Origin of the sequence: Flaviflexus sp. (assembly GCF_052087705.1) — a bacterium.
Taxonomy (GTDB): Bacteria; Actinomycetota; Actinomycetes; order Actinomycetales; family Actinomycetaceae; genus Flaviflexus; species Flaviflexus ciconiae.
Map to the genome: position 1 here is coordinate 72,093 of NZ_JBQCYC010000011.1, position 6,418 is coordinate 78,510.

At 58.4% G+C, this 6,418-nt stretch carries 7 protein-coding genes and 3 tRNA genes; 5 read left to right on the forward strand and 5 right to left on the reverse strand.

The genetic code is table 11. The annotated features are described in order from the left end of the window. Nucleotides 1–4 precede the first annotated feature (4 nt). From ACTHUY_RS07510 to ACTHUY_RS07530, 5 genes are all read right to left on the reverse strand, one after another. Complete coding sequence (locus tag ACTHUY_RS07510) at nt 5–145, reverse strand: hypothetical protein (protein ID WP_441678315.1); 141 nt, start codon at nt 143–145, stop codon at nt 5–7. Next, on the reverse strand, nt 145–966 hold the full coding sequence (locus tag ACTHUY_RS07515; protein WP_441678317.1) for a GNAT family N-acetyltransferase: 822 nt from the start codon (nt 964–966) through the stop codon (nt 145–147). Before ACTHUY_RS07515 ends, ACTHUY_RS07510 begins: the two co-directional genes overlap by 1 nt. Nucleotides 967–1,186: 220 nt before the next feature. After that, a tRNA-Phe gene (locus ACTHUY_RS07520) sits at nt 1,187–1,259 on the reverse strand. A gap of 33 nt (nt 1,260–1,292) precedes the next feature. After that, nucleotides 1,293–1,366 (reverse strand) — tRNA-Asp (locus ACTHUY_RS07525). 24 nt (nt 1,367–1,390) lie between these two features. Beyond that, nucleotides 1,391–1,463, reverse strand: a tRNA-Glu gene (locus ACTHUY_RS07530). A gap of 169 nt (nt 1,464–1,632) precedes the next feature. Between ACTHUY_RS07530 and ACTHUY_RS07535 the strand changes: the two genes are divergently transcribed. The 5 genes from ACTHUY_RS07535 to ACTHUY_RS07555 all read left to right on the forward strand — a co-directional run bounded on the left by ACTHUY_RS07535 (nt 1,633) and on the right by ACTHUY_RS07555 (nt 5,984). Next, nucleotides 1,633–3,417 carry a mechanosensitive ion channel domain-containing protein gene (locus ACTHUY_RS07535; protein ID WP_441678319.1) on the forward strand — a complete coding sequence of 595 codons (1,785 nt, stop codon included), beginning with the start codon at nt 1,633–1,635 and terminating at the stop codon, nt 3,415–3,417. Beyond that, a complete protein-coding gene (gene msrB, locus ACTHUY_RS07540; RefSeq protein ID WP_441678321.1) occupies nt 3,414–3,839 on the forward strand; it encodes a peptide-methionine (R)-S-oxide reductase MsrB in 426 nt (141 codons plus the stop codon). Before ACTHUY_RS07535 ends, msrB begins: the two co-directional genes overlap by 4 nt. Beyond that, a complete protein-coding gene (locus tag ACTHUY_RS07545) occupies nt 3,826–4,557 on the forward strand; it encodes an endonuclease/exonuclease/phosphatase family protein (protein ID WP_441655176.1) in 732 nt (243 codons plus the stop codon). The genes msrB and ACTHUY_RS07545 overlap by 14 nt, the downstream gene beginning before the upstream one ends. Nucleotides 4,558–4,749: 192 nt before the next feature. Continuing rightward, nucleotides 4,750–5,586 (forward strand): EamA family transporter, encoded by an 837-nt coding sequence (locus tag ACTHUY_RS07550; protein WP_441678324.1) that lies wholly within the window; start codon nt 4,750–4,752, stop codon nt 5,584–5,586. Nucleotides 5,587–5,729: 143 nt separating this feature from the next. Then, entirely contained in the window at nt 5,730–5,984 is a 255-nt protein-coding gene (locus ACTHUY_RS07555; protein WP_441655174.1) for a GlsB/YeaQ/YmgE family stress response membrane protein, read from the forward strand. Nucleotides 5,985–6,418: the final 434 nt, after the last annotated feature.

The window sequence follows — 6,418 nt, forward strand, 5'->3', positions numbered from 1 at the left end:
GGTGTCAGTCTTGTGCGACTTCTGGGGTGATGTAGGCGGGATCGGGTACGAGTTCGTCAATCCCATATCCTGCTGCCTCGTGGAGACGTGCGCGATCATCCCAGTTCAACTGGTTTTCTCTGAACCATGATTCGTTGACCATCATCAGTCACCTCGTGGATAAATGCGGTAACCCGGTTTGGCGTGACCGGTGAAAGTTTCGTAGAACGCCTGAGCATCATCGGTGAGAAGATCAAGCCGCTGTGCGCCGCACCTGTCGTAGGCCTCTTCGACAAGCTTTCGGGCGATCCCGATACGACGATAGGCAGGGTGAATAATCAGCTGGGCAAGGTACCCCTGGGCAATACCGTCGGAGAGAGCCTGGGCGAAACCCGCAATTGTCCGTGTAACGCTATTGATGGCAACGGTGGTTGTCACCCCGGGTGCCGCGCACCCGACCTGAGCTACCTCCGGATCGGCGTATGTTTTCCAGCCCTCGCCGCGACACAGTGCCGATATTTGTTCCGCATGAGAGGGAACGAAATCAACGATCTCGATCGGCTGACTTTGAGCCCAATCATCGCGTTGAAAGAAGAGTGGATCGCGCGATGATTGGGGATCGGATGCGTCTGCCGAGGAAGATTCTGGGTTCTCGGTGGACGTTGCAGGAACGGCTTTTGTCTGCCCTGCTTGGGGAGTGGCTGGCGCCCGGACCGAGAACTCATCGCATTCAGGATCAAAGAAGGCTTGTTCGGCTAGGAACGTAGCGAAGTGGGCGAGTGAAAAATCGGTGCTGTTTGCGCCGGCGGGAATGGTGTAGTTAATGATCGCGGTAAGACTCTGGCCGGAACGGGTCACTGTGATCTGTGCCCGCGGCTCTGTGCCGTCCCGAATCTCGTAGGATCCGGGGGCCAGGCTCCCGTGTTCCGCAGCACCCGCACCGGGCGCAGAATCGAGGCGAATCATAAAAGTGGTGGCTGCCTCCATGAATCCAGCTTAGTGACAGGAATGATGCAAGGGGAGAGGCAACTTACAAGTCGACTGGGAGAGCCTACCTTCGGCCAACATGGTCGAGGGGCACCGCGGTTGCTGAAACCAGGGTCCATGGCAGTTTTGCTTGCGGGAGGAGTTGCAGGCGAAGGGTGGAGCCAGGGGTGGAAAACACAGCGGTAACAGGAAAGCCGCGATTTCTCGCGGCTTCACACTGTGCCTCCGATCGGCGTCGATCCGATGACCTTTCGATTTTCAGTCGAACGCTCTACCAACTGAGCTACAGAGGCTTATAAGATTGCCCGGCATAGCCGGGCAATCTGCGACCCTGACGGGACTTGAACCCGCGACCTCCGCCGTGACAGGGCGGCGCGCTAACCAACTGCGCTACAGGGCCAAAGAACACTGATGACCTAAGTCGTACCCCGAACGGGATTCGAACCCGTGTTACCGCCGTGAAAGGGCGGGGTCCTGGGCCGCTAGACGATCGGGGCCAGTCTTCCTGGTTACTGTCTCGGCTCCGTTTCCGTAACTTCGACAGCCAGATCAGCATACTGAGAAACTGACAAGAAATGCAAAGCGATACCTGTGTCCTTACTCACGGGGCGATTTGTCAGGAAATGTCTATCGAGTCGGGAGCTATCTCTGACTAGTCTGGGGACTATGAATTCCTTCGCGATCACCAGTGTTCTCGCCCGTGTCACGGACCCTGAGGACCCCGTTGAGGACCCCACGGAAGAAGGCACGGTCGACACTCCGCTAGGGGAGACGGTCGACCAGGCGGTGACGGTGACATTCGATGTCGTCAACGTTGTTCTTGCGACTCTCGTCGGCATAGTCATCGGCATTATTGTCGCGGTTCTTCTCGGGGCTATTGCCCAGATGATTGCTCGGCGGCACCCCATTGTGGAACCTTCGATTGGTCCGACCAGACGGCCCTTTCAGTTAACGCTGGCCCTAGTTGGTGGCTGGATAGCGTTCGGGATTAGGACCGAAGTGGGCGCCGGTGAAGTCGAGCCCGAATGGCGGACCCCGATCATCCACGCCGGGCTGATCCTGATGATCTTGGCGGCCACGTGGTTTGTGGCCAGTATTGTGGTGGGCTTCGAAGCGGCGGTGGTCAAACACGTTGAGCGGACCGGCACAAAGCGGGCGAAACGAATTCAAACCCAGTTCCAGATTGTGCGCCGAGTCCTCGTTGCAGTGATCTGGACCCTCGGCATCGCCGGTGTTCTTATTACGTTCCCGACGGCCAGGGCGGCAGGCGCGTCGATTCTTGCCTCCGCCGGTATTATCTCCGTGATCGCCGGTCTCGCCGCCCAGTCCACGCTCGGTAACGTGTTTGCTGGCTTGCAGGTGGCGTTCTCCGATTCGCTCCGCGTTGACGATGTTGTCATCGTCAACGGCGAATACTGTGCCGTTGAAGAAATCACGCTGACCTATGTTGTTGTCCGAGTCTGGGACGGTCGGCGAATCATCGTGCCTTCCAGCAAGCTCACAACGGAAGCGTTCGAGAACTGGACGAGACGCGATCCCCTCATGATGGGGAAGGTGTACTTTGACCTGGACTGGCGGGTTCCCGTTGATGCGATGAGGTCCGAAATGAACAGGGCCCTTGAATCAACAGAACTCTGGGATGGTAGAACCGCTGTCCTTCAGGTTGATTCGGCCGAGAATGGTCGAGTGCGCATTGCCCTTCTGGTGTCGGCAAAGGACTCTCCAACTCTCACGGACCTGCGTAACTTTATTCGCGAGCACATGGTCAAGTGGATCCAGAAGAGTGTGCCGCGGGCGCTTCCCTACGAGCGTCACCTGTACGCAACGATCGACGATCTGACGAAGGCAATCAGTGAATACCCGGACCCGGAAACCTTTGTGGACCAGGAAGAGGAACCGATCCCTCCCAGGCCGAAGCGCGCCCCGCAGTCAACCGACCTGGAGGAAACCGTGGTTCTGCCCACAAACTACCTGCCGTTCCGGAAGCCCATTACCGAACGTTCCCCGCTCGAACTTTCGGAAGACGAACTGTCAGCGACTCCCATAACCGCCGGTGTTTCTACCTCCCAGGTGCGACCCGGCCACGAAGCATCGATCTTCAGCGGCTCACCCGAGGCTGAGGAACTCGCTAAGGCTTTCGCCGGGCCCGGTGAGGACGCTATCGCGGAACGCGAACAGAGAGCTTCACAACGGAACGCAGTGGACGGCGATGAGACCCTGGACGAGAATCAAGAAGAAACTGCCGGCTCGATAGACTCCGACGAGAACGCAAACCCGGATGACACCGAGCAGAAGCAGCCCGGCACTCCCGCGGCAGCTACCGTAACCTCGGCAGGACCGGCGAAAGCTAGCGCTAACTTCACCGACGAAACGACTGAACAGGAGCCCGTTTCCGATCCCGCCGCCGAGGCGGAGGAACAGGCACCCGACGAGGAAGACGAGAAGAAATGACCGAACAGAATTTCCTGACACTGACCGAGGGCGAATGGCGCGAGCGTCTTGATCCCATGTCGTACAACGTCCTGCGCGAAGCCGGCACCGAGAGACCAGGAACGGGCCGCCTGCTGAACGAGGAGCGAACCGGATCGTATGCATGTAAGGCTTGCGGAGCCGAGCTCTTTGCTTCGGGCACCAAGTTCGATGCTCACTGCGGATGGCCGAGCTTCTACGAAGCAAAGGACGGCGCTGTGACCTTCATTGAGGACCGCACTCTTGGGATGGTCCGCACCGAGGTTCGTTGCGCCACCTGCGATTCGCATCTGGGCCACATCTTCCCCGATGCTCCGCAGACCCCGACCGGCAACCGCTACTGCATGAACTCGGTGTCGCTTACGTTCGAGCCCTCGGATGGTGGTGAAGTTGTCGAGGGATAGCATCCGCGTCCTCTCGCTCAACCTCCAACAGGGCAAACCCCGAGAGAACTTCGTGGAAGGGCTTCGCGAACTCGGGGAGCTCGAACCCGATGTTGTCCTCGTCCAAGAGGCCGACAAGGGCTCCCTATTCTCCGGCAGGGTGGACCACACCGGCCTGGTGGCGGCCGCCTGCGGCCTTGGTCATCACGCGTTTCTCCCCGGGAGGAGCACGTGGGCAACAGTCCTGCCGCTCGTCAGCCCACAGGGTAGGAAGATCGGGGAGCGGGGAACCGGAATCGGTATAGCTTCCCGCTTTCCGGCCACGTGGCATGCTCACCCACTCAACACAAACAGGCCGCTTCACCGCATGAGGGGCATGACGGTGGACATGGACCAGCCCCGCCAGGTCCTTGCCGGGGTTCTGGATTGCGATGAGAAAACCCTCACGGTGGCAACCACGCACCTGTCCTGGCAGTTCGGCGTTGGTGTCGACCAGCTCCGACAAGCCGAAACCTTCCTGCAGAACCTCCCGGGGCCGCGGGTGCTCGGTGGTGACTTCAACATGAGGAAAAACGCCTCGATCTGGCCCAGCCTGGTGGACGGCCCAACCTATCCAGCCCACGAGCCCACGTTCCAGATGGACTACATCGTCTCCGACCTCATCGCCACAAACACCTCAATCCACAAGTTTTCGTTTTCTGACCACCGAGGCGTTCTCGCAGAAGTATCGCTCAGGTAAGTTCCCAAATCACTGGGCAAGGCTCACTTGATCCGCCGTCCTGGGGTGAATCTTGTTTCGCTGTCCCCAAAATGTCCCCATGTACGATGCGAAGCTTCTGGATGTCTCCAAAATCTCCCCTTTCGCGATGCTTTTCTCCTGTCACGTGAACGTCTCTGGCAAAGCAATCTCCGTTGGGTCCATACTGGCGGGGTGAAGAATGTTTCTGCCATGTTACTGTCGGGCCTATCCCAGTACGTGGGCGCCTCGATTGCCGTCGGCCTCTTCACGATCGTTTCCGGCCTCTCCGTCGGGTGGGGGAGGATCGCTTTCGCCGCCATTCTCCTGCTACTGTGGCGACGCCCCCGGTCCTACCCGGACAAGGGCAAAGCCGTGCTTTTCGGCTTGGCGCTCGGGGGCATGAACCTGCTGTTCTACCTGTCAATTGCCCGTATTCCTCTTGGCACCGCCGTTGCTCTCGAGTTCCTTGGCCCCGTTGTCCTCGCCGCGACGGCACGGACGAAGCGAACGACCGTTGCGATTCTCTTCGCGTTTCTGGGCGTTTTCTTGATCTCCTGGATCGGCCTTGACCCCAATGAGCCTGGCGTGGCCCTCGGTATTGGCTTTGCTCTTGCCGCAGGTGTCGCGTGGGCGTTCTACATGACTCTGGGAAGCCGAATGGCGGGGAAGCCCAACAACGTTGACGGACTGGCTATCGGCATGGCAGGGGCGGCTCTTGTCTACAGTCCTTTGGCGCTCGGGGAGTTCATCGAGGTCAAGCCCGATGTGGCATTCTGGCTGACACTCGCCGGGGTTGCCGTGCTCTCCTCCGTCGTTCCCTACGTTATTGACCAGCTTGTTCTGCGGGACGTACCTGCAACGATTTTTGCCATTCTGAACTCGATTCTTCCCGCCATGAGCATGGTGGTGGGTCTCGTCATGCTGCAGCAGGTACCGACCTGGGGTGAGGTTGCCGGACTGGTCTGCGTATCGATCGCGGTCCTCATTGCGACATATCGACCAAAGCCCCCAAAGCTTGTAGAACGGTAAAAACTAACCCTGCAAATTGGCTAATTTTTGGATAATTTTGGATATTTGTGCAGGTGAATGCGGAAATTCGTGAAGTAAGCCTCTAGTGTGTTCTCCGGTGGAACTGTAAATCGTAGCTTCCCAAATTCAGGAGGTACATACACATGGGTATCATCGGAACAATTGTTGTTGGCGCCATCATCGGCGTCCTTGCTCGCATCCTCATGAAGGGCGATCAGAACCTTGGTGTCATCTGGACTGTAATCCTCGGTGCTAGCGGTGCCGCACTTGGCTGGTGGCTCGTCGAAGGCCCCATGGGCTCTGATTCGACCATCCTCAAGTGGATCGTCTCAATCGTCATCGCAATCCTTCTCATTTCCGCCTACCTGGGCATTACCAACAGGGGTGCACGCAGGTAACGGCGAAAAGCGCGTCAGCGCGAACTAAGTAGCGCGAGGATAACCTCGCAAAACTGTGGGAGCGGGTCGGGAAACCGGCCCGCTCCCATATGTTCGCCAACGGGTCGTGTCCTAAGCTCTCAAAGCATGCCGACAAGGATATTCCCCTGCAGGACAAAGGGCTGCAGAGAATAACAACACACTTTCTGACACTTCACCCACACTTTCTGAGTTCTCACCCGCGAGTGCGGGCCAAGACCAGTTCGCGAAGTACTTCTGGGCCGTTATCTGGATGCGTCGAGCGAGTGCCCGGTGTGGGGATGGGAGTGGCACATGGGTTGCACATTCCCCAGGAAGCCTTTCCCCCGGTAAGCAAATTGTTGCTATACCGGGGGAAAGTGGGGTAGGCCCCGTGGGATTCGAACCCACAACCTACGGATTAAAAGTCCGGAGCT

Excerpts from the sequence above, each read along its gene's own strand:
- ACTHUY_RS07510 (WP_441678315.1), bottom strand. The coding sequence starts at position 145 with ATGATGGTCAACGAATCATGGTTCAGAGAAAACCAGTTGAACTGGGAT.
- msrB (WP_441678321.1), top strand. The coding sequence starts at position 3,414 with ATGACCGAACAGAATTTCCTGACACTGACCGAGGGCGAATGGCGCGAG.
- ACTHUY_RS07555 (WP_441655174.1), top strand. The coding sequence starts at position 5,730 with ATGGGTATCATCGGAACAATTGTTGTTGGCGCCATCATCGGCGTCCTT.
- ACTHUY_RS07515 (WP_441678317.1), bottom strand. The coding sequence starts at position 966 with ATGGAGGCAGCCACCACTTTTATGATTCGCCTCGATTCTGCGCCCGGT.
- ACTHUY_RS07535 (WP_441678319.1), top strand. The coding sequence starts at position 1,633 with ATGAATTCCTTCGCGATCACCAGTGTTCTCGCCCGTGTCACGGACCCT.